Annotated in this window: 19 protein-coding genes and 1 pseudogene; 11 read left to right on the top strand and 9 right to left on the bottom strand. The window is 72.0% G+C overall.

Annotated features, from left to right (window positions below):
• Nucleotides 1–61: 61 nt before the first annotated feature.
• Nucleotides 62–1,447 (bottom strand): MDR family MFS transporter, encoded by a 1,386-nt coding sequence (locus tag QCD66_RS33270; RefSeq protein ID WP_375733730.1) that lies wholly within the window; start codon nucleotides 1,445–1,447, stop codon nucleotides 62–64.
• Nucleotides 1,448–1,598: 151 nt separating this feature from the next.
• Between QCD66_RS33270 and QCD66_RS33265 the strand changes: the two genes are divergently transcribed.
• Nucleotides 1,599–2,357 (top strand): phosphoglyceromutase, encoded by a 759-nt coding sequence (locus QCD66_RS33265; RefSeq protein ID WP_375733729.1) that lies wholly within the window; start codon nucleotides 1,599–1,601, stop codon nucleotides 2,355–2,357.
• Nucleotides 2,358–2,435: 78 nt separating this feature from the next.
• On the opposite strand, the gene phoU is transcribed toward QCD66_RS33265, so the two are convergent.
• Complete coding sequence (gene phoU / locus QCD66_RS33260) at nucleotides 2,436–3,080, bottom strand: phosphate signaling complex protein PhoU (protein WP_375733728.1); 645 nt, start codon at nucleotides 3,078–3,080, stop codon at nucleotides 2,436–2,438.
• A 214-nt stretch (nucleotides 3,081–3,294) separates the two neighbouring features.
• On the opposite strand from phoU, the gene QCD66_RS33255 reads away from it, so the two are divergent.
• Both QCD66_RS33255 and QCD66_RS33250 read left to right on the top strand, forming a co-directional pair.
• Nucleotides 3,295–4,584, top strand: a complete 1,290-nt coding sequence (locus QCD66_RS33255; RefSeq protein ID WP_364211944.1) for an ATP-binding protein — start codon at nucleotides 3,295–3,297, stop codon at nucleotides 4,582–4,584.
• A 21-nt stretch (nucleotides 4,585–4,605) separates the two neighbouring features.
• Nucleotides 4,606–5,289: a response regulator transcription factor gene (locus QCD66_RS33250; protein ID WP_357535574.1), complete on the top strand. Its 684-nt coding sequence runs from the start codon at nucleotides 4,606–4,608 to the stop codon at nucleotides 5,287–5,289.
• A gap of 112 nt (nucleotides 5,290–5,401) precedes the next feature.
• Here the strand turns inward: QCD66_RS33250 and QCD66_RS33245 are convergent, their stop codons facing one another.
• Nucleotides 5,402–6,850: a cellulose binding domain-containing protein gene (locus tag QCD66_RS33245; RefSeq protein ID WP_375733727.1), complete on the bottom strand. Its 1,449-nt coding sequence runs from the start codon at nucleotides 6,848–6,850 to the stop codon at nucleotides 5,402–5,404.
• Between the two features lie 105 nt (nucleotides 6,851–6,955).
• Entirely contained in the window at nucleotides 6,956–7,804 is an 849-nt protein-coding gene (locus QCD66_RS33240; RefSeq protein ID WP_375733726.1) for a hypothetical protein, read from the bottom strand.
• A 71-nt stretch (nucleotides 7,805–7,875) separates the two neighbouring features.
• Here QCD66_RS33240 and QCD66_RS33235 point away from each other — a divergent pair, with 71 nt between their 5' ends.
• Together QCD66_RS33235 and QCD66_RS33230 are read left to right on the top strand one after the other, a co-directional pair.
• A complete protein-coding gene (locus QCD66_RS33235; protein ID WP_375733725.1) occupies nucleotides 7,876–8,820 on the top strand; it encodes a Ppx/GppA phosphatase family protein in 945 nt (314 codons plus the stop codon).
• A gap of 72 nt (nucleotides 8,821–8,892) precedes the next feature.
• Nucleotides 8,893–9,720 carry a sugar phosphate isomerase/epimerase gene (locus QCD66_RS33230; RefSeq protein WP_357535581.1) on the top strand — a complete coding sequence of 276 codons (828 nt, stop codon included), beginning with the start codon at nucleotides 8,893–8,895 and terminating at the stop codon, nucleotides 9,718–9,720.
• Between the two features lie 4 nt (nucleotides 9,721–9,724).
• On the opposite strand, the gene QCD66_RS33225 is transcribed toward QCD66_RS33230, so the two are convergent.
• From QCD66_RS33225 to QCD66_RS33215, 3 genes are read right to left on the bottom strand one after another with little or no spacing between them, the layout of a single operon-like run.
• The gene (locus tag QCD66_RS33225; protein WP_357535583.1) at nucleotides 9,725–10,276 is read right to left on the bottom strand and encodes a CGNR zinc finger domain-containing protein; all 552 of its coding nucleotides are present in this window, start codon (nucleotides 10,274–10,276) and stop codon (nucleotides 9,725–9,727) included.
• Between the two features lie 18 nt (nucleotides 10,277–10,294).
• Nucleotides 10,295–11,461, bottom strand: coding sequence for a glutathionylspermidine synthase family protein (locus QCD66_RS33220; RefSeq protein ID WP_375733724.1), 1,167 nt, complete (start codon nucleotides 11,459–11,461; stop codon nucleotides 10,295–10,297).
• A 2-nt stretch (nucleotides 11,462–11,463) separates the two neighbouring features.
• The gene (locus QCD66_RS33215; protein WP_357535586.1) at nucleotides 11,464–11,721 is read right to left on the bottom strand and encodes a hypothetical protein; all 258 of its coding nucleotides are present in this window, start codon (nucleotides 11,719–11,721) and stop codon (nucleotides 11,464–11,466) included.
• Between the two features lie 94 nt (nucleotides 11,722–11,815).
• Here QCD66_RS33215 and QCD66_RS33210 point away from each other — a divergent pair, with 94 nt between their 5' ends.
• The 6 genes and pseudogenes from QCD66_RS33210 (at nucleotide 11,816) to QCD66_RS33185 (ending at nucleotide 17,489) form a co-directional block, all read left to right on the top strand.
• Nucleotides 11,816–12,736 (top strand): proline dehydrogenase family protein, encoded by a 921-nt coding sequence (locus QCD66_RS33210; RefSeq protein WP_364211363.1) that lies wholly within the window; start codon nucleotides 11,816–11,818, stop codon nucleotides 12,734–12,736.
• Between the two features lie 237 nt (nucleotides 12,737–12,973).
• The gene (locus tag QCD66_RS33205; protein WP_375733723.1) at nucleotides 12,974–14,275 is read left to right on the top strand and encodes a hypothetical protein; all 1,302 of its coding nucleotides are present in this window, start codon (nucleotides 12,974–12,976) and stop codon (nucleotides 14,273–14,275) included.
• A 409-nt stretch (nucleotides 14,276–14,684) separates the two neighbouring features.
• Nucleotides 14,685–14,894 (top strand): helix-turn-helix domain-containing protein, encoded by a 210-nt coding sequence (locus tag QCD66_RS33200; protein WP_357535592.1) that lies wholly within the window; start codon nucleotides 14,685–14,687, stop codon nucleotides 14,892–14,894.
• A 274-nt stretch (nucleotides 14,895–15,168) separates the two neighbouring features.
• Nucleotides 15,169–15,270: a 30S ribosomal protein bS22 gene (locus QCD66_RS33195; protein ID WP_007465623.1), complete on the top strand. Its 102-nt coding sequence runs from the start codon at nucleotides 15,169–15,171 to the stop codon at nucleotides 15,268–15,270.
• A gap of 111 nt (nucleotides 15,271–15,381) precedes the next feature.
• Nucleotides 15,382–16,446: pseudogene (locus QCD66_RS33190) on the top strand (NAD-dependent epimerase/dehydratase family protein); the annotation flags it as partial.
• Nucleotides 16,447–16,631: 185 nt separating this feature from the next.
• Nucleotides 16,632–17,489: a lysophospholipid acyltransferase family protein gene (locus QCD66_RS33185; protein WP_375733752.1), complete on the top strand. Its 858-nt coding sequence runs from the start codon at nucleotides 16,632–16,634 to the stop codon at nucleotides 17,487–17,489.
• Nucleotides 17,490–17,524: 35 nt separating this feature from the next.
• Here the strand turns inward: QCD66_RS33185 and QCD66_RS33180 are convergent, their stop codons facing one another.
• On the bottom strand, nucleotides 17,525–18,673 hold the full coding sequence (locus QCD66_RS33180; protein WP_375733722.1) for a hypothetical protein: 1,149 nt from the start codon (nucleotides 18,671–18,673) through the stop codon (nucleotides 17,525–17,527).
• Entirely contained in the window at nucleotides 18,670–19,647 is a 978-nt protein-coding gene (locus QCD66_RS33175) for an HAD family hydrolase (RefSeq protein WP_375733721.1), read from the bottom strand. Before QCD66_RS33175 ends, QCD66_RS33180 begins: the two co-directional genes overlap by 4 nt.
• Nucleotides 19,648–19,840: the final 193 nt, after the last annotated feature.

Genomic DNA, 19,840 nt, shown 5'->3' with positions numbered 1-19,840 from the left:
GTTTCCAGTCGGTCGTGTAGACGTTAGGAAGTGGTGACCCGGTGCGCCAGCGTGTCGCTCGTCACCCGGTGGTGCTGACGCCCTTCCTGGTCGGCGTGATCGCCGCCGCGGTGGCCTGGGCCGGTGGCAGCGGCGCCACCAGCGGCTCGGTGGCCGGCGCCGCGTCGTCGGGCGTACCGGTCGACGACGCGGCCGGGGTGTCCGGCTGCGCGGCCGGCGCCGACGCGGCGCGCAGGGCGGCGGCCCGCCGTTCGCGGGCCGGTCCGGAGAGCAGCTGGGCGATCGCGACGAAGCCGGCGAGCGCGCCGCAGCCGAGCCACAGCACCGAGTTGCCCAGGTTCTGCTGGACCCAGCCACCGGCGATCGGGGCGGCGAACGACGCCAGCGACCAGGACAGCGAGAAGACGCCGGCGTACCGGCCGCGCAGCGTACTCGGCGACAGTTCGGCGATCAGCGTGGAGTTGGACGGGGAGTTGAGCATCTCGCCGAGCGTCCAGATCAGCACGGTGAGCGCGTAGAACCAGGCGACCTCGGCGAACGCGGTGAGTCCGAACCCGATGCCGGTGATCAGGGCGGCCAGGGCGAGTACGTGGGACCGGCTCCGGCCCCGGATCAGGCGTGGCACGAAGAGTTGCCCGACCACGATCAGCACCCCGTTGAGGGCGATCACCGAGCCGTACGTCGCCGGTGACAGCCCGTCCTGGCCCATGGCGATCGGCAGCATCGAGATGTGCTGCATGAAGATCAGCGCCAGCAGCAGGTTCAGCCCCGCGAAGACGAGGAACACCCGGTCGGTCAGGGCGGAACGCAGCCCGCCGGGCGCCGCCGGCGTACCGGTGAGTTTCACGGCGGTGCGGGCCGGCGCCGACTCGCGGACCTTGCGGAAGATGATCACCGCGGTCGCCGTCGTGGTGACCGCGTTGACGATGAAGAGCAGCAGGTAGTCGGCCTGTGCGGCGAAGCCGGCGAGGATCGCGGCGCAGGCGAAGCCGAGGTTGAGGGCCCAGTAGTTGAGCGAGAAGGCGCGCAGCCGGTCCCGCTCCGGCACCACGTCGACCATCATCGCGGAGAACGCCGGCCGGGCCGCCTCGGCGAACATGCCGAGCAGGAACGCCCCGACGGCGATCGCCCACAGTTCGCGGGCGAGGCCGAGGCCCAGCATCATCGTCGCGGCGCCGAGATGTGCGGTGAGCAGCGTGGGCCGCCGTCCCCACCGGTCGGCGAGGGTGCCGCCGGCCAGGGTGCCGACCGTGCCGCCGGCGCCCCAGAGGCCGAGTACGACGCCGGCCTGCAACTCGGAGAAGCCGCGTTCGCTGGTCAGGTAGACCGCGAGGAAGATCAGGACGAATGATCCGAGGCGGTTGATCAGCGTGCCGGCCCACAGGTACCAGAACGCCCGGGGTAGTCCGCCGGCGGTGTCCCGCACCCAACCTCGTACGCTCCGCACGCCGCCGCCCCGTTCATCCGTACCGTAATGACCGCGTCCCGTGCGGTGCCTTACACAACCTAGTGCCGGCCGGTGTCCCGGGTCAGCGGCATTTCCACGTGGTGGTCGTCACCACCGGGTCGGGGCACCGGCGCCCGACGGCTACGGCAGGATGAGATTCATGACTGTGGGGACGTTGGTGCTGCTGCGGCACGGCGAGAGCGAGTGGAACGCCAAGAACCTCTTCACCGGTTGGGTCGACGTCGACCTGAACGCCAAGGGGGAGGCGGAGGCCCGGCGCGGCGGCGAGCTGCTGCGCGATCATGACCTGCTGCCCGACGTGGTGCACACCAGCGTGCTGCGCCGCGCCATCCGCACCGCCGAGCTGGCGCTGCACGCCGCCGACCGGCACTGGATCGCGGTGCGCCGCTCGTGGCGCCTCAACGAGCGGCACTACGGCGCGCTCCAGGGCAAGAACAAGAAGGAAACCCTGGAGGCGTACGGCGAGGAGCAGTTCACCATCTGGCGACGCTCCTACGACACCCCGCCGCCGCCGATCGAGGCGGACAGCGAGTGGTCGCAGACCGACGACCCGCGCTACTTCACCCTGCCGCCGGAGCTGGCGCCGCGCACCGAGTGCCTGAAGGACGTCGTGGAGCGGATGCTGCCGTACTGGTACGACTCGATCGTGCCGGACCTGCTCGCCGGCCGTACGGTGCTGGTCGCGGCGCACGGCAACTCGCTGCGCGGGCTGGTCAAGCACCTCGACGGGATCTCCGACGAGGCGATCGCCAAGCTCAACATCCCGACCGGCATCCCGCTGCGCTACGACCTCGACCCGCAGCTGCGCCCGGTCACCGCCGGCGGCAGCTACCTCGACCCCGGGGCGGCCAAGGAAGCCGCCGCGGCGGTGGCGAACCAGGGCCGCTGAGCAGCCGGAACGACGGCGGGCGGTGCCGGTGGCACCGCCCGCCGCTCTATGTCCCGGGCCGTAGGTGGTCGGCCCGGATCAGTAGGGGTGTTCTCCGGTGACGAGGTAGTGCACGTGCCGGCCGGCGTTGACCGCGTGGTCGGCGTACCGCTCGTAGAACCGGCCGAGCAGCGCGCCGTCGATCGCGGTCTCCACCCCGTACGGCCACGCGTCGTCGAGCAGCGTGCTGAACAGGTTGCGGTGCAGCTGGTCCATGACGTCGTCGTCGCGCTCCAACTCGGCGGCCTGCTCGGCGTCGGGCTTCGACAGCACGTTGGTGATCTTGTCGGCGATCCGGTCGGCCACCTCGGCCATCGACACGAAGATCGGCCGCAGCTCGGCGGGCACCGCCGGCGACGGGTGCCGGCGCAGCGCCGTCTTCGCCACGTGGTCCGCGAGGTCACCCATCCGCTCCAGGTCGGCGGCGACATGCAGCGCGGTGACCACCGTACGCAGGTCGGTGGCGACCGGGGCCTGCCGGGCGAGCAGGTCGGAGACCCTGGCCTCGACCTGCGCGTAGAGGCTGTCGATCTCGGCATCCCGGGCGATCACCGCCTCCGCCGCGGTCCGGTCGGCCGTCAGTAGTGCCCGGGTGGCGTTACGCATGGCGGCGCGTACGGCCTCTGCCATGTCCACCAGCAGCTGGCTGACGGTGTGCAGGTCGGCGCGGAACTCCTCGCGCATGATCACGTCCCTGTGCGTCGGGGCCGGCCGCGCGGGTGTGCGTGGCGGCCGTCGGGTGGGCCGGGCCAACCGTAGGTGAACGCGGCGGCGACGGAGTGAACAGCGGTGAACGACGCCGGGCGGGACAGTGAATATTCTCCGACGTGGCTGTGATTCGTCCCGTTATGCGAGGTCAAAAGGTTAACAGTGACCCTACGATCGCCTCGTGGATTGGGTGGTCGTGGCCAGTATTGCCGGCGCAGCGGTGGCCGGCATGGTGGCCGGACTCACCGTACTGCCGATTGTCCAACGCGCCTGGATACGCCACCGGACTTCCCGCCGGCCCGGCCGACCGGGCCGGTCGACCCTGGGGAGGGCTCAGATCAGCACCGACCAGCAGGCCGCCCTGACCGGGCTCGGCCGCAAGAGTCTCGATTCGCTGCGCGTCGGCGTGGTCGTGCTCGACGTCGACGACGTACCGGTCCTGGTCAACCCGGCCGCCCGGGCGATGGGACTGCTGCGGGTCGGACCGACGCAGGGCACCGTCGCCGCCCACCCGATCATCCGCACCCTCGCCGGCCAGGTACGCCGCACCGGCGTACGCCGGGAGGTCGAACTCGACCTGCCCAGGGGCCGGGAGGGCGCCCAGGAGCCGCTCGGCGTGCACCTGCGCGCGGTCGGGCTCGGCACCAACTACGTCGCCGTCGAGGCCTCCGACGTCACCGAGGCGCACCGCGTCAGCCGGGTACGGCGGGACTTCGTCGCCAACGTCAGCCACGAACTGAAGACGCCGATCGGCGCCCTGCAACTGCTCTCCGAGGCGCTGCTGGACGCCACCGAGGCCGCGGAGTCCGCCGACGCGCAGGACATCGTCGAGGACGTCGCCGCCGCCCGCCGGTTCGCCGAGCGCATCCACCACGAGTCGACCCGGCTCGGCCGGCTCGTCAACGAACTGCTCGAACTCACCCGCCTGCAGGGCGCCGAGCCGCTGCCCGCGCCGGAGCCGGTCGCCATCGAATGGGTCGTGGCCGAGGTGATCGACCGTACCCGGACGGCCGCCGCCGCCCGGCACATCGAGGTGGCGGTCGAGGGCGACCGCCGGCTGACCGTCTACGGCAGCGACACCCAGGTGGCGACGGCGCTGTCGAACCTGGTGGAAAACGCCATCGCCTACTCCGGCGAGCGGACCCGGGTCACCATCACCATCGGCCGCTCCGACGGATACGTCGAACTGGCCGTAAGTGACCAGGGTGTCGGTATCGCCCCGCACGAGGTCGAACGGATCTTCGAGCGGTTCTACCGGGCCGACCAGGCCCGCTCCCGCGCCACCGGCGGCACCGGCCTCGGGCTGGCCATCGTGAAGCACATCGCGAGCAACCATGGTGGTCGGGTCGACGTGGCGAGCACGCTGGGAGGAGGGTCGACGTTCACGCTGCGGCTACCGTCGAGCCCACCCGACGCGGCCCTTCCGCTACCACCATCGCTCGAGATCGACAACGGTCCGGCCGAGCTCCGGCAGGCCTGACGACCAGGAAAGGAAAGTCCCGTGGCCCGCGTACTCGTGGTCGAGGACGAGGAGTCGTTCTCCGACGCCCTGTCCTACATGCTGCGCAAAGAGGGATTCGAGGTGTCGGTCGCCGCGACCGGCCCCACCGCGCTGACCGAGTTCGACCGCACCGGCGCGGACATCGTGCTCCTCGACCTGATGCTGCCCGAGATGTCCGGCACCGAGGTGTGCCGCCAACTGCGGCAGCGGTCGCACGTGCCGATCATCATGGTCACCGCCCGGGACAGCGAGATCGACAAGGTCGTCGGCCTGGAGATCGGTGCCGACGACTACGTGACCAAGCCGTACTCGCCGCGTGAGCTGGTTGCCCGGGTTCGGGCCGTACTGCGCCGGCACAGCCCGGAGAGCACCGACGTGTCGACCCCGACCCTGTCCGCCGGCCCGGTGCGGATGGACATCGAACGCCACGTGGTGACCGTCGACGGCGCGGCCGTGCAGTTGCCGCTCAAGGAGTTCGAGCTGCTGGAGCTGCTGCTGCGCAACGCCGGCCGGGTGCTGACCCGCGGCCAGTTGATCGACCGGGTGTGGGGTGCCGACTACGTCGGCGACACCAAGACCCTCGACGTGCACGTCAAGCGGCTGCGCTCCAAGGTCGAGCCGGAACCGTCCGCGCCCCGCTACATCGTCACCGTCCGCGGCCTGGGCTACAAGTTCGAGCCGTGACCGGCCGCTGCCGGCCGTCGATCTGAGCACCAGAGACCTTTCCGACCCCGGATAAGGTCCCTGACGCTCAGATCGACAAAGGGCTGGCGGCTGCCGCCACGTCGTCTGGCACTCACGGGGTGACGGCGATGTTGGTCAGGCCGATCGTGGCGTTGGTGACGGTGTTGTCGGTGTACACCCGGTTGAGGTTGCCGGGGCACTTCGACGTCGAGGTCACCCGGATCGCGTAGGCGCCCACGCCGCCCAGGTCGGACCGGTTGCCGCGCCAGACGTTGCCACAGCCGTAGCCGTCGAGCAGGTGGTGGGTCTGGTAGCCGTTGGCGAAGGTGCCGGGCGGGGCGTACGTGCCGGTGTTGTTCTCGAAGAGGTAGCCGTTGCCCTTGGCGTCGACCCACGAGTCGGCGGAGTTCTGTCCGGAGATGCCGCGCCCGTCGAAGGTGTTGCCGCGTACGACGCCGCCCTCGGTGCCCTCCTTGGCGTCGATGTGTTCGGCGGTGACGTACGGCCCGATCCGGTTGTTCAGCACCTGGACCCGGTCGGACCGGTCGATGCCGCCGCTGTTGCCGTGGCAACCGAAGTTGGACTGCGCCGATCCGATGTAGACGCCTTCGCCGTAGCCGGGCTGGACCAGGCCGGTGTGCTCGATGACCGAGTCGCGGATGACGCCGTCGGCGGACGAGCGGCGGAAGTGCACGCCCTCGTCGTCGACGTGGTGTACGTGCACCCCGGTGATGGTGACGTGCCGGGAGTTGTCCAGCACGATCCCCTTCTTGGATTCGGTGACGGTGAAACCGGTCAGGTTCCAGTACGGCGCGTCGAACAGCCAGAGGCCGTACCCGGGGTCCCAGCCGGCGGTCGGCGCGGGGCAGGAGGGTCCGCTGCCGGCGGGGCCGTCGTTGATCAGGACCGCGGTGCGTGGCCCGGTCAGGGTGATGCGGGCGGTGGCGGTGCCGGGCCGGTTGGCCAGGAACGCGCCGCGGTAGGTGCCGGCGGCGAGCCGGATGGTCTGGCCGGGCTGGGCGTTCGCCAGGGCGGTCCGTAGCTGGGCGCCGGTGGCGACGTCGACGACCGGGCCGGCCGGCGCGGTGGTCGTCGGTGTGGGGCTCGGCGTGGGCGTGCGGGACGGGGTGGGCGTGGGGGACGGGGTGCCGCCGCCGCACGGGTTGCCGTTGACCGTGCAGTTGACCGGTGTGCCCAGTCCGGTGACGTTGAAGCCGAAGGACCGCTGCGTGCCGGGTGCGACGGTGCCGTTCCAGGTGGCGTTGGTGAAGCGGTAGCGCTGGCCGGTCTGGGTGCGTACCGAACTCCAACTGCTGGTCACGGTCGAGCCGGCCGGCAGGTCGAACTCGACGGTCCAGCCGGTGGCGGTGGCGTCGCCGGTATTGGTGAGCACATAGTCGGCGCCGTAGCCGGTGCTCCAGGTTGAGGTCTGGACGAACGCGGCGGTGAGTCGCGCGGTGGCGGCCCAGGCGGTGGGCGCGACCAGGGTCGCGAGGGTGACCACGGCGGCCGCGAGACCGCCGGCCACGGCGAGGCGGTGGGACGGGACGGATCTGCGCACCGGGTCCTCCGTCGGCGAGGGACCGTCGCCCGGCTGTGACGACTACCGTTAAGATAGTTAACTGATAGTCGCCCGTCTATAAGCTGCTCAGCTGTTATGACCTGTTCAGGCCGTCCGCGTCGACGCGTCCGCCGACGGCAGCGCCTCCGCCGGCGACGCCGGGTGCGGTGCCACCATCCCGTGCTCGAGCCGGGCCGCGCACAGTTCGGCCAGTTTCGTGTATGCCGCCGATCCGATCAACGCGGTGAGTTCCGGCTGGTAGGAGACGTACATCGGCTCGGTGCCCACGTGCGCCTCCGGCGACGACGTGCACCACCAGTCGAGGTCGTGGCCGCCCGCGCCCCAGCCGCGCCGGTCGAATTCGGTCAGCGTCGACACCAGGACCCGGGAACCGTCCGGTCGCTTGGTCCATTCGTGGTCCCGGCGGACCGGCAGTTGCCAGCACACGTCCGGCTTGTATTCCAGCGGGTGTACGCCGTCGCGCAGCGCCTGGGCGTGCAGCGCGCAACCGCCGCCCCCGGGGAACTCGGCGTCGTTGTGGAAGACGCACGGACCCTCGTCGCCCTGGGTGGCGGTGCGCCGGGCCGGATTCTCGCCGTCGACGGTGTCCATCTCCGTGTAGTTCTCGAACCCACGCCGGTAATGCTGCCAAGTCTGCGGAGTAAGCCGCTTCGCGGCTTTCCGAATCCGCTTCTCGTCATCGGAGTCGGTGAAGAACGCACCGTGCGAGCAACAGCCGTCGGCCTCCCGGCCGGCGATGATGCCGTGGCAGGCCTTGCCGAACACACACGTCCAGCGGGACAGCAGCCAGGTCAGGTCGGCCCGCACGAGGTGCTTGGGATCGGCCGGGTCGAAGAACTCCACCCACTCCCGGGGGAAGTCGAGCCCGACTTCCAGGCTGCGCGGGTCAGCGGGTTCGTCGACCAGGACACGCAGCAGTTTTCGGGTTGCCATCCGGCCAGCGTACGCCCGGTGCGACCGGCCGACCGGCCGGCACCGCACATCAGGGGCCTAATGTCTTGTCCATGCGACTGGGTGTGCTCGACGTCGGATCCAACACCGTGCATCTGCTGGTGGTGGACGCGCACCGGGGCGCACATCCGTGGCCGGCGTACTCGGAGAAGGCCGTACTGCGACTGGCGGAGCAGATCGGCGCCGACGGAGCGCTCACCCGGGCCGGTGAGGACGCGTTGGTCGCCGCCACCGCCGACGCGCGGGCGGCCGCGCTCCGGCTGGGCGCCGACGAACTGCTCGCCTTCGCCACGTCCGCGGTCCGCGACGCCACGAACTCGGTGGCGGTCCTGGACCGGGTACGCCAGGAGACCGGCGTCGACCTGCGGGTGCTCTCCGGTGCCGACGAGGCCCGGATGACCTTCCTCGCCGTACGGCGCTGGTTCGGCTGGTCGGCCGGCCGGCTGCTGGTGCTGGACATCGGTGGCGGCTCGCTGGAACTCGCGGCCGGTATCGACGAGGAGCCGGACCAGGCGATGTCGCTGCCGTTGGGCGCCGGCCGGCTGACCCGGGAGTGGCTCGGGATCGATCCCGGCACGCCCGCCCCGCCGCCGGCCCAGGCTGTCGAGGACCTCAGGGAGTACGTCGATTCCGCACTCGACCCGGTCGTGGCGCGTCTCGGCGGGGTCGGTTGGGAGCGGCCGGTCGCCACCTCGAAGACGTTCCGCACGCTGGCCCGGCTGACCGGGGCGGCGCCGTCCGCGGCCGGGCTGTGGGCGCCGCGCAGGCTGCCGCTGACCGGCCTGCGGCAGGTGATCGGCTTCATCCGGCACATCCCGCCCGGCAAACTGTCCGAACTGGAGGGGGTCAGCGCCAGCCGGGCACACCAGTTGCTGGCCGGGGCGGTGGTGGCCGAGGCCACGATGCGCCGGCTGGGCGTCGAGGCGCTGGACATCTGTCCGTGGGCGCTGCGCGAGGGTGTGATCCTGCGTCATCTCGACCACCTGGGCACGGCGTGAGGCGGTAGGTTAAGGGCGATTTGCGGCTGCTTGTCCGTGGCCGGTGGGCTTCTTGGAGCTACCCTGGCAACCGTGACCTCCCGTGTTCCCGTGCTCCTGTCCAGTTCCTCGGTCTTCCCCGAGCCGACCGCCGCGGCGTTCGAGTTGGCCGCGTCGCTCGGCTACGACGGTGTCGAGGTGATGGTCTGGACCGACGCGGTCAGCCAGGACGCCGGCGCGCTGCGCGGCCTGGCCGCCCACTACGGGGTGCCGGTCCTCTCCGTCCACGCCCCCTGCCTGCTGGTCACCCAGCGGGTCTGGAGCCCCGACCCGTGGGAGCGGCTGCGGCGGGCGGCCGTGCTCGCCGAGACCCTCGGGGCGCCGACCGTCGTCGTGCACCCACCGTTCACCTGGCAGCGCGAATACGCCCGTACGTTCACCGCCGGCCTGAGTCGCCTGGTCACCAAGCACCCGGACGTCCGGTTCGCCGTCGAGAACATGTATCCGGTACGGATGGCGGGCCGGGAGTTCGTCCCCTACCAGCCGGGCTGGGACCCGACCGACACCGGATACGACTCCTACACCCTCGACCTGTCGCACTGCGCCGCGTCACACACCGACGCCCTGCGGATGGCCGACGCGATGGGCGCCAATCTCGCCCACGTACACCTCGGCGACGGCACCGGTGAGGGCCGCGACGAGCACCTCGTGCCGGGCCGGGGCAACCAGCCGTGCGGGCCGCTGCTGGCGTCGCTGGCCGGGCGCGGCTTCACCGGCTCGGTCGCCGTCGAGGTGGCGACCCGGGGCGCCAAGAGCAGGGCGATCCGCGAGGCCGACCTGCGTGCCTCGCTCGAGTTCGCCCGGCAGCACCTGACCAGCGGCAACCCGTCGACGCCGGCGGCGACCCGGGTCGACGCCTGACCGGTCAGCTCACCGCGCTGAGCTGCTTCTCCTCGACCGCCGCCCGCTTGCGGGCCCGGTGGGCGGCGACGTGCGAACGGGTCGCACACCGTTCGGAGCAGAACCGCCGGCAGCAGTTCGACGACGTGTCCAGGTAGACGTTGCCGCACCGGTCGTCGGCGCAGACCCCGAAGCGGGCGCTGCCGTACTCGCACAACCACACCGAAAGGCCCCAGACCGCCCCGGCCAGGTATTCCGCGCTCACCGACGCACCCCGGCTGCTCGCGTGCATGTGCCAGTCGCTGGAGTCGTGGCCGGAGATGCGCGGCTGCACCGGGAACGCCTCGAGCAGCCCGTTGAGTTCGACGACCGCCTCACCGTCGCGCCCGGTCGTGCCGTATTCGAACACGTCCCGAAGCCGCTTCTGGGCGCGCCGGAAGGTGGCCAGGTCGCGTTCGGCCACCTCGTCGCGCATCCACACGTTTTCGTCGGTGAACAACGATCTCAGGTCGTCTACGCCGTCCAGCGACGTGTTGACGAGGTCAACCGCGGTCCTGGCGTACGCGTCGAAATTCACTCGACAACCGTAGACGACTCACGCACCCTTCGGCGTGGACACGTAGTGGGGCAGGAACCGCGCGTAGCCGTCGGTGATGAGACTCGTGCTCTCCCGCAGTCCGGCACCGACCGATTCGTCCCCTACGACCCAGCTCCCGAGGACCAGCCGGTTACCGTCGAACGACGGCAGTGCCCGGAATTCCTGGTAGCACCAGCCCTCGTCGCCGTAGATGCCCGGATTCGTGATCTCTTCGGCCGGCGTGACGATCCGTACCGACGCGCCCTCCCGGCCGAGCAGCGGCTTGACGACGTACTCGGTCATCGAGCGGGGCGAGTCGAGGTAGGCGGGCAGCAGGTAGGGATGCCCGGGGTAGAGCTCCCACAGCACCGCCAGCAGCGCCTTGTTCGACAGCAGGAGCTTCCACGCCGGCTCGATCCAGGTGGTCGGGGTCCCCGGTTCGAGGGCCAGCGGGCCGTACGGCTCGGCGAGCATCCACTCCCACGGATAGAGCTTGAAGCAGGTGTTGACCGGGGTGTCGGCGGCGTCGCGGAAGCGTCGCCCGTCCCAGCCGACCTCCCGCATCGGGATCAACTCGGTCAGCAGCCCGGCCTGGTGCGCCGTCTCGGCCAGGTAGCCGGCCGTCATGTGGTCCTCGCCGGTCTCCTCCTCGTCGGACCAGGCGACGTGCAGCAGCGGGTCGTGCAGGTCGGCGCCGATCCGCCGCCACGCCCCGACCAGCGCCTCGTGGATGCCGTTCCACTGGTCGTGCTCGGCGCGGGTGTCCTCCAGCCAGTACCACTGGGTGATCGCCGCCTCGACCAGCGCCGTCGGGGTGTCCGCGTTGTATTCCAGCAGCTTCGGCGGCCAGGAGCCGTCGTACCAGAGGTCGAAGCGGCCGTACAGGGTCGGCGGATGTTCCCGCAGCGACCGGGCGACCGCGTCGGCCGCCCACTCCGGGATGCCGAACTCGGCGTAGCGCCGACGGTCGACGACGTGCCGCGCCGCCGCGACCGCCATCCGGTGCAGCTCCTCGGTCGCCTCCTCCAGCCGCAGCACCTCGTCGAGGTCCAGCCGGTAGCAGGCCGTCTCGTCCCAGTACGACATCAGGCCGCCGTCGGGCAGTTCGGTGTCGATGTAGACCAGGCCCTGGGCGCGTACGGTCGCGTCCCAGTCCGGCCGGGGGGTCGACGCCTCCCGGCGCACCGTCAGCCGCCGCAGGAGGCGAGATGGGTGCCGAACCCGCCGCGCTCCGGCACGGCAGCGGTGCCGCGCTGCTCGCCACCGGCGGTCTTCGAGACCGGGTTCTGCAACGCCATCGCCACCGCGCCACCGCCACCGACCGGGCCCATCGCGCAGTCGTCGTCATCGTCGGAGTCACAGGCGGTCAGCGTCAGCGCGAGTGCGGTCAGGGCCCCCAACTGGACGCTGGCCGACCGCAGACGGCGGCGGGGTGTCTTGTGCACGCGTCTGTTGTAACGCATCGACGCAAGTCGGCTCGGACAGCTATCCTGCCTGGTCGCGGCAGCCACCTCCGATCGCGGGCGCTACGCTGCCGTCATGCTCCGTTCGGTCATCCTCGCCGCCTCCCGGTCATCCCGGGTGGAGCGGCTCGTCGAGACGGCACCGTTCACTCGGGATGTCGTCCGCCGGTTCGTCGCCGGCACCGCAACTGACGACGCCCTTCGTGCCACCCAAGAGTTGGTGACGAACGGGCTGTCGGTGACTCTCGACCATCTCGGCGAGGACACCGTCACCGCGGAACAGGCCGTCGCCGTCCGCGACGAGTACCTGTCGTTGCTGGCGGCCCTGTCGGCGGCCGAACTCACCCCGGCGGCGGAGGTGAGTCTCAAGCTCTCGGCCATCGGGCAGAAGTTCGACGAGAAGTTCGCCTACGACAACGCGCGGGCGATCTGCGCCGCCGCGAGCGAGGCCGGCACGACGGTGACCCTCGACATGGAGGACCACACCACCACCGACTCCACGCTGGAGATCCTCGCCAAGCTGCGGGCCGACTTCCCGACCACCGGTGCGGTGCTCCAGGCCTACCTGCGCCGTACCGAGTCGGACTGCCGCGAGCTGGCGTCGGCCGGATCCCGGGTACGGCTGTGCAAGGGCGCCTACAAGGAGCCCGAGTCGGTGGCCTACCAGGCGGCGAACGACGTCGACAAGTCCTACGTGCGGTGCATGAACATCCTGATGTCCGGCCAGGGCTACCCGATGCTCGCCACCCACGACCCGCGACTGATCGCGATCGCCGAGGACCGGGCCCGCTGGTTCGACCGCTCGCCCGACACCTTCGAGTTCCAGCTCCTCTACGGCATCCGGCCGGAGGAGCAGGCCCGGCTGAGCGCCGACGGCTACACGGTCCGCGTCTACGTGCCGTACGGCGACGAGTGGTACGGCTACCTGATGCGCCGGCTCGCCGAACGCCCGGCCAACATGGCGTTCTTCGCCCGCGCGCTGGTGTCGAAGAAGTAGCCCCGACGTGGTGCCGATCCGGCCGGCAACTCGACTGAACGGCCGATCCCGCTTCCGGGTGGCTCACCGTACCGTCCGCCCGTGATCGACGGGGAGCGTACGCCGCCGGCTCCGACGGGTGGCCCACCGGCACCGGCCGGTGGTCCGCCACCTGCCCCCGGCGGCGTCCGGCCCGCCCCACCTTTCGGCGGCGGGCCGGTGCCACCCCCGTACGGGGGCACGACCGGTGCTGCGCCGATGCCACCCCCGTACGACCCGAGGCCGCGCCGCCGGTGGCCACTGTGGGCGGGGCTCGGTCTGGTCCTCGTCCTGCTCCTGTGCTCCGCGACGGTGGTGCTCGGCGTACGGGCGCTGGACCGGTCGCCGGCCGCCGGCCCGCCCTCGTCCGGCCCGGCTTCCAGCCCGGAGCCCGGCGACCCGCTGGCGACGACCCAGGCGTGGTTGCGCCAGCGGATCGGCGCGCTGCTCGACCAGCAGGCCGGTGCGCTGCTGCGCGGCGACGAGGCGGGTTGGCTCGCGGTCGCCGACCAGACCGCCGAGCCGGTCGTGGCCGACCTGAAGCGGCGGTTCGCGGCGCTGCGGGCGATGCAGGTGACCACCTGGCGCCCGACCGTCACGAGCCTGCCGATGCGGCTGGAGGAGGACGGCCGGGTCGAATGGCGGGTGCCGGTCACCGTCGAGCACTGCTTCGTCGTACCGCAGTGCCGCACCGGGCCGGTCGACCTGAGCACCCGGTGGATCGACGCGGACGGCCGCCTGGCGATGGTCGCGATCGAGCCGAACCAGGCGAACGGTCCCCGTCCGTGGGAGGTCAGCGAACTCGTCGTGCAGGTTGGCGCGCGGACCGTCGTGGCGACCACCCCCGACCTGCGGTCCCGGCTCCCCGAACTGCTCGGCGAGGCCGAACGGGCGGCGGCGGTCGCCGACCGGTTCGCCGCCGGAGGCACCCCGCCCGACCGCTACCGGATCTTCTACGCCGGCGACCCGGAGTGGAACCGCTGGTACGGCGGTGGCCGTCCGGAATGGACGGCCGGGTACGTGGTGCCGGTCGGTGGTGACCACTACGAGGTCGTGCTCAACGCCAAGGATCTGCACAGCAGCGTGCTCGACGACCTGCTGCGGCACGAGTTGACCCACGCCGCGTCGCTGCCCGGCGACGGGCACACCGACGGCGGCCAGTGGTGGCTGGTCGAGGGACTGGCCGACTATGCCGCGGCCGCCGGCCGTCCGGTGAGCCGCTACAGCAGCCTGGACGAGGTCCGGCGGTTGGTGGCCCAGGGGTCCTGGAGCGGGCGGCTGGCGGACACCGAGCCGCGCCCGACGGCCGAGGCCTGGGAGGTCAGCGCCCGGTACGGGATCGGTTACCTGGCCGTACGCCACCTCGTCGACCGGTTCGGCGAGGAGCGGATGCTCGCCTTCTACCGGGCGGTGGTGGTCGACGGGAAGTCGGTCGAGGACGCGTCGGAGGAGGTCCTGGGGGCGTCCTGGACGGGCCTGCACGACGCCTGCGTGGCCTACATCCGGAGCGCGGTCGGCTGACCGGTACGGCCGGGCCGACCACGATCGCCTGTTTCGCCGCGTCCCCGGCCCGGCGGCTGTGTCCGTGGCGGTCCGGCCTGAGATAGTGGATCCCGCTCCCAGCGCGGAGTCCCGGCCGCGTCCGGAAGCGGCCCGGGGCACCCGTCCGGTGGCTCCGGTGGCGCCGCCGGAGCCGCCGGGCGCCGCCCGGTCGGGTCGTGCGTCGGCGTCCGGACGCCCCGGCGGGTGAATGTCGATGCGACCGGCTTGACCGGTCGGCGTGGCGACTTGACTGACCTGGGCGAAATGGGCGAATGGCGCCCGCTGTCACAGTCGTCTCGCTACCGTACTGGTAACACGCGCGTTGTCGCCCCGGCGCGGAAGGACCCCACCGGGCGACACGCGCCGGGGATGGATGGGTTGGTGAGCCATGGCGGGATCACCACAGGACGGCCGGCTGTCGGAGGTCAAGTTCCTGACCGTCGCCGAGGTGGCGACGCTCATGCGGGTATCCAAGATGACGGTCTACCGGCTGGTGCACTCCGGCGAACTGGCCGCCGTACGGGTCGGCCGGTCGTTCCGGGTGCCCGAGCACGCGGTGCACGAATACCTCCGGGGCGCCTTTCGGGAGTCGGCGTAACGGCGTACGCCGGGGGTCGGCCGACCATGCCGCGACCGCCGTCCATGGGGTCGCGTTGGCCCTGCACAGCCGTGCGGGCTACCCTGGACCGCGACCGTGACCCCAGTCAGGTGCCGGCATGCGCGGAACGCATCCGGACGGCTCCACATCCGGAGCCCGTCCAGATGGCCGCGTCACCCACCGGCCTGGGCCGGTTCGCTGTCCAGATCGGATGCCGGCATCACGTCCCCGTGACGTCCGGACCGACCCGCACGTTTTTTGGAAGGGCTGTCGTATGGGCTCGGTGGTCAAGAAGCGCCGCAAGCGCATGGCTAAGAAGAAGCACCGCAAGCTGCTGCGCAAGACCCGCGTCCAGCGTCGCCGCCTCGGCAAGTGACCGCGGCCGGGCTCCGGCCCGGCCCGCGTTGATCGGTCGACCTTCGGAGGCCCGGATGGAGAGGTCGCGGCAGTGTCCTCCCGAGCCGTGCCCACCGGTCGGGTGGGCGTCGTGACCGACGCCCGGTCTCCGAAGGTCGTCGTGGTCACCGGCATCAGCCGGTATCTCGGCGCCCATGTCGCGGCCCGGCTCGCCGACGATCCACGGATCGGGCGGGTCGTCGGCCTCGACGCCCACGACCCCGCTCCGGGCGTCGTTCCGGCCATCGGCACGGTCGAGCACGTACGCGCCGACGCCGGCACGGTGGGCAGCGTCATCGCCGACCTCGACGCCGAAGCTGTCGTGCACCTGTCCCTGGTGACGGCCCCCGACCCGCAGCACGGTGGCCGGGCGGGCATGAAAGAGCAGAACGTCATCGGCACGATGCAGCTGCTCGCCGCCTGCCAGCGGGCGCCGCGCCTGCGCAAGCTCGTCGTGCGCTCGTCCACGGCCGCGTACGGCGCGTCGTTCCGCGATCCGGCGGTCTTCACCGAGGACACCGAGCCGCGCCAGGTGCCCCGGGGCGGCTTCGCCCGCGACATCCTCGACATCGAGGGCTACGTACGCGGCTTCCGGCGGCGACGTCCCGACGTCACGGCGACCGTGCTGCGGTTCGCGCCGTTCATCGGCTCGACCGCCGACACCACGCTGACCCGCTACTTCGCCCAGCCGCTGGTGCCGACGGTGCTCGGCCGTGACCCGCGGTTGCAGTTCGTGCACTTCGACGACGCGCTGGAGGTGCTGCACCGCTCCGTCGTCGAGACGCACGGCGGCACGTTCAACGTCGCCGGGCCGGGGGTGCTCGCCCTGTCCCAGGCGATCCGGCGGGCCGGGCGGGTCGCCGTACCGATCGTCGAACCAGGGCTGTCCGGCGCGGCCAGCGTCGCCCGGCTGATGGGCTTCGGCCGCTACGGGCTGGACCAGCTCGATCTCTTCGTGCACGGCCGGGTCGTCGACACCGGCCGGCTGATCCGGGAGTACGACTTCACCCCCCGCTCGACCGCCGAGGCGTTCGAGGACTTCATCCTCGGGCACACCGGCGGCACCGTGGTCACCCCCGCCCAACTCGCCGTCGCCGAGCAGGCGATCCTCGACGGGATCCGGCAGGTGCGTACCGAGATGCTCGGTGACCGGGCGGCGCCCGCCGAAGGGACCGACCCGCCGGTGACGACCGGTGCGACCGACCAGCCGGCGCCCGGCGAGGTCACCGACCGGCCGGTGGCGGAACCGGCCGGTGAGGAGCGCGTATGAGCAGCGAAGAGCCGAGCGTCGCCGACCGGGCCGCCCAGAACGGGCACGTACCGCCGCCGGTCGATCCGGCGATCGTCGACGAGCCGCACGACGTCTGGGACCGCCGGGTCGCCGCCGGCCTCGCCTTCCTCCGGCGCCGACTGGCCGGGCAGTACGAGGTCGACGAGTTCGGCTTCGACGCCGAACTGACCGACCAGGTGTTCCATCCGGTGCTGCGGGTGCTCTACCGCGACTGGTTCCGCACCGAGGTGTCCGGCATCGACAACCTGCCGGTCAAGGGCGCCGGCCTGGTCGTCGGCAACCACTCGGGCACGCTCGCGCTCGACGCGCTGATGCTCGCCGCCGCGCTGCACGACCAGCACCCGGAGCGGCGCCACCTGCGGCTGCTCGGCGCCGACCTGGTCTTCCGGATGCCGGTGCTGTCGGAGTTGGCCCGCAAGGCCGGCAGCACGGTCGCCTGCAATCCCGACGCCGAGCGGCTGCTGGGCGCCGGCGAACTCGTCGGGGTCTTCCCCGAAGGCTTCAAGGGCGTCGGCAAGCTCTACGCCGACCGCTACAAGCTGCAGCGGTTCGGCCGGGGCGGCTTCGTCTCGGCGGCGCTGCGCACCGGTACGCCGATCATCCCGGCCGCCATCGTCGGCGCCGAGGAGATCTATCCGATGCTGGCCGACATCAAGCCGCTGGCCCGGCTGCTCAAGCTGCCGTACTTCCCGGTCACGCCGACCTTTCCCTGGCTGGGGCCGCTGGGCGTGGTGCCGCTGCCCAGCAAGTGGCTGATCGAGTTCTGTCCACCGATCCCGACCGAGCATCTGGTCGACCACGCCGACGACCCGCTGGTCGTCTTCAACCTCGCCGACCAGGTGCGTGAGACGATCCAGCAGACCCTGCACGAGCTGCTCGAACGCCGCCCCGACCCGTTCGGTCGCTGACCCGTCCGGACCCGGCGGGCCGGTGCGGCCGGCAGTCAGGTCAGGGAGCGCAGGTCGAGCGAGTGCCAGGTGGCGGTCTCGTTGTCGCCGGTCGACCACCACAGCATCCCGTCGCGGCACTGCACCATGCCGACGCCCTCGGCCACCACGAAGGTCTGCCGGTCGCGTTCGTCGTAGAGCATCAGGCGCTGGCTGGCGACGGCCACGTCGGGCGCCCCGGCCAGCGACAACACCTCGAACCGGTCGAGTACGGCGACGTCGATGACCGCGGCGGCCGTCATCCCGCCGGCGACCTGCCGGCGGTCGGCGCCGTCGGGGCGGACGAGGTCGATCCGGGCCGGCTCGGCACCGGGCAGGACCAGCATCCGGCACCACACCGGACTGCACGTGACCACCTCGTCGGCGGTGGCGTCGACCTCGAGCCCTTGCCCGGTCGCCAGGTTGTGCAGGCGTACCGGGCCGTTCTGGCCGCTGCCGGCGCTGACCAGCCACGGCCAGGCGGACATCGCCCAGGTGCCGGGTTCGGTGCGGACCTGGACCGGACCGCCGGCCAGCGGTACGGAGCGCAGTTCGGTGGCGACCTCGGTGCCCGGCGCGACCGCCGCCCAGTGCAGCACCCCGGCCTCGATCACCATGTCGTACTGGGAGTTGAAGAAGACGACGTCGCCGCTGTCGGCGGTCACCCGGCGGGCCGGTGTGGCCGCGTCGACGGCCGCCGTCCACATTTCGGTGCGGCCCAGCCCGTCGTCGTCGGCGACGGTCTCGGCCCAGGCCACCTGGCCACCGGCCACGGTGAAGCCGGTGAACTGCGGGATCAGGTCCAGCGGCAGCCGTCGCAGTTCGCGTGTCGTCCCGTCGGCCGACCGGGTGATCAGGCGCAGCGCGCTGCCGTCCGGCGTCGGTGCCGTGCCCAGCGAAGACCGTACGTCGAGGTAGTGCACCGGGCTGTAGGCGGACCCGTCGGGCAGGGTGGCGGCGAGGTCGGCGCGCTGGGCCGCCGGCCACCGCGACTCGACGGTCCGCATCCGCTCGCCGGCCGGCGAGCCGTCGTCCACCGGGGGCAGGGCGAGCAGCAGTGCGGCCGCGCCCAGCGCCGTCATCAGGCCGACCGTGCTCCGCAGCCGGCCGGGTGGGCGGGCGGACGGGGACACGGCCGACTCCGGGCGGTCGGCGGTGAGGGTCACCGGCCGCGCCAGCGGCGGTGTACCGCCCGGCCGGCGGTGACGGCGCCGATCAGCAGGCCGGCGGCGACGGTGGACGGGATCGCGATCCGGGCGGCCCGGCGTCCGGTGCGGAAGTCGTGGATCTCCCAGCCGCGGGTGCGGGCCTCCGCCCGCAGCGCGCTGTCCGGGTTGACGGCGGCCGCGTGCCCGACGGCCGACAGCATCGGGATGTCGTTGGCCGAGTCGCTGTAGGCGGTGCACCGGCTCAGGTCGAGCCTTTCGACCGACGCGAGCTGGCCGACCGCCTCGGCCTTGGCCGGGCCGTGCATCAGTTCGCCGGCGAGTCGTCCGGTGTAGGCGCCGTCGCGGATCTCGGCGACGGTGCCGATCGCGCCGGTGAGCCCGAGTCGCCGGGCGATGACCCGGCCGATCTCGACCGGTGCGGCGCTGACCAGCCAGACCCGCTGCCCGGCGGTCAGGTGGGCGGCGGCGAGGGCCCGGCTGCCGGCCCAGATCCGGGGCGCCATCAGCTCGTCGAAGATCTCCTCGGTGAGGCGTTCGATGTCGTCGACCCGCCAGCCCTCGACGAAGGCGAGCGCCGCCTCCCGGGCCTGGGACATGTCGCCGGCGTGCTCCCTGGCGAGCACCCGGAACCGCATCTGCTGCCAGGCGAATCGGGCCAGGTCACCGGTCGTGAAGTATCTGCGGGCCGCCAGCCCGCGGGCGAACCAGTAGATGGAGGCGCCCTGCATCATCGTGTTGTCGATGTCGAAGAACGCCGCCGCGGTCGGGTCGGGCCGGTCCACCACGCCGGTTCCGAGGCCCGTGGTGGCCCAGCCGGTGGTGTGGCCCTGCGCGTCGGTGCTGACGGTCCGGGACACCGGGGCGCGGCCTCGGCGAGCGGGACGGATGCGGGCCACGCGCTGACCTCCTTGCGCCGTCGGGGCCGGGCGGCCTGACTCCAGCGAGGGTATCCGGCCGGCCTGACAGCGCACGGGGCTCCGACCATGGCGCAGGTCGGAGCCCCGGAGCATGCGGGATCGGTCAGTTGAGGATGCCGTCGAGCAACCGGCCGAGGCCACCCAGCAGGCCGCCGTCGTCGCTCGGTGCCGGGCTGGGGGAACTGGACGGTGACGTGCTCGGCGCGGGTGTCGTCGGGCCCGCCGAGGGTGCTGTGGACGGGTTGGC

Origin of the sequence: Polymorphospora sp. A560 (genome assembly GCF_045781765.1) — a bacterium.
GTDB classification, from domain to species: Bacteria; Actinomycetota; Actinomycetes; order Mycobacteriales; family Micromonosporaceae; genus Polymorphospora; species Polymorphospora lycopeni.
Note: the sequence above shows the minus strand (reverse complement) of the source record. Positions and strands in the feature narration are given on the sequence as shown.